Origin of the sequence: Bradyrhizobium rifense, assembly GCF_008123425.1 — a bacterium.
In the GTDB taxonomy this organism is placed as follows: domain Bacteria; phylum Pseudomonadota; class Alphaproteobacteria; order Rhizobiales; family Xanthobacteraceae; genus Bradyrhizobium; species Bradyrhizobium rifense.
The window spans coordinates 1-1,138 of the sequence record NZ_VSSS01000074.1 but is presented as its reverse complement, the minus strand read 5'-3'; the positions used below and the strand labels follow the sequence as shown (position 1 = coordinate 1,138).

Annotated in this window: 1 protein-coding gene; it reads right to left on the bottom strand. The window is 64.1% G+C overall.

Annotated features, from left to right (window positions below; translation table 11 throughout):
* The coding region (locus tag FXB40_RS40510; protein ID WP_283813013.1) for a glutamate synthase central domain-containing protein at positions 1-1,138 on the bottom strand (1,138 nt) is incomplete at both ends.

Sequence of the window (1,138 nt, the reverse complement as noted above, 5' to 3'; positions counted from 1 at the left end):
TCGATCGGCGGGTTGGTGACCTGCGCAAAATTCTGCTTGAAGTAGGTGAACAGCGGCTTGGCCTTGTCCGACAGCGCCGAGATCGGCGTGTCGTTGCCCATCGAGCCGGCGGCCTCCTCGCCGATGGCCGCCATCGGCGTCATCAGGATCGCGATGTCTTCCTGGCTGTAGCCGAACGCCTGCTGGCGATCCAAAAGCGACAGGTTCGAGCGCACGCCGGTGGTCGGAACCTTCGGCAGCTCTTCCAGCACGATCTGGGTCCGCTCCAGCCACTCCTTGTAGGGATGGCTCCGGGCGAGCTCGGCCTTGATCTCGTCGTCCGGGATCAGGCGGCCCTGCTCGAGGTCGACCAGCAGCATCTTGCCGGGCTGCAAGCGCCACTTGGTGATGATCTGGTCCTCGGGGATCGTCAGCACGCCCATTTCGGACGCCATGACGATGCGGTCGTCCTTGGTCACGAGATAGCGCGCCGGCCGCAGACCGTTGCGGTCGAGCGTGGCGCCGATCTGGCGGCCGTCGGTGAACGCGATCGCGGCCGGGCCGTCCCATGGCTCCATCAGCGCGGCATGATATTCGTAGAAGGCGCGGCGCTTCTCATCCATCAAGGGATTGCCGGCCCACGCCTCCGGAATCATCATCATGACGGCGTGCGGCAGCGAGTAGCCGCCCTGCACCAGGAATTCGAGCGCGTTGTCGAAGCAGGCGGTGTCCGACTGGCCTTCGTAGGAGATCGGCCAGAGCCGGTTGATGTCCTTGCCGTAGAGCTCGGAGCTCACCGAGGCCTGGCGCGCCGCCATCCAGTTGGTGTTGCCGCGCAGCGTGTTGATCTCGCCGTTATGCGCGATCATGCGGTAGGGATGCGCCAGCGACCACGCCGGGAAGGTGTTGGTCGAGAAGCGCTGGTGAACGAGCGCGAGCGCGCTCTCGAAATCCTTCTCGTGCAAATCGGGATAGTACTTGCCGAGCTGGTCGGCGAGGAACATGCCCTTGTAGATCACGGTGCGGCAGGACATCGAGCACGGGTAATAGCCCGCAAGCCCGCGGTCACGGCGCTGGTAGATCGCCTGCGAGATCGACTTGCGCAGGATGTACAGCCGGCGCTCGAAATCGTCCTCGGTCCTGTCTCTTATACACATCT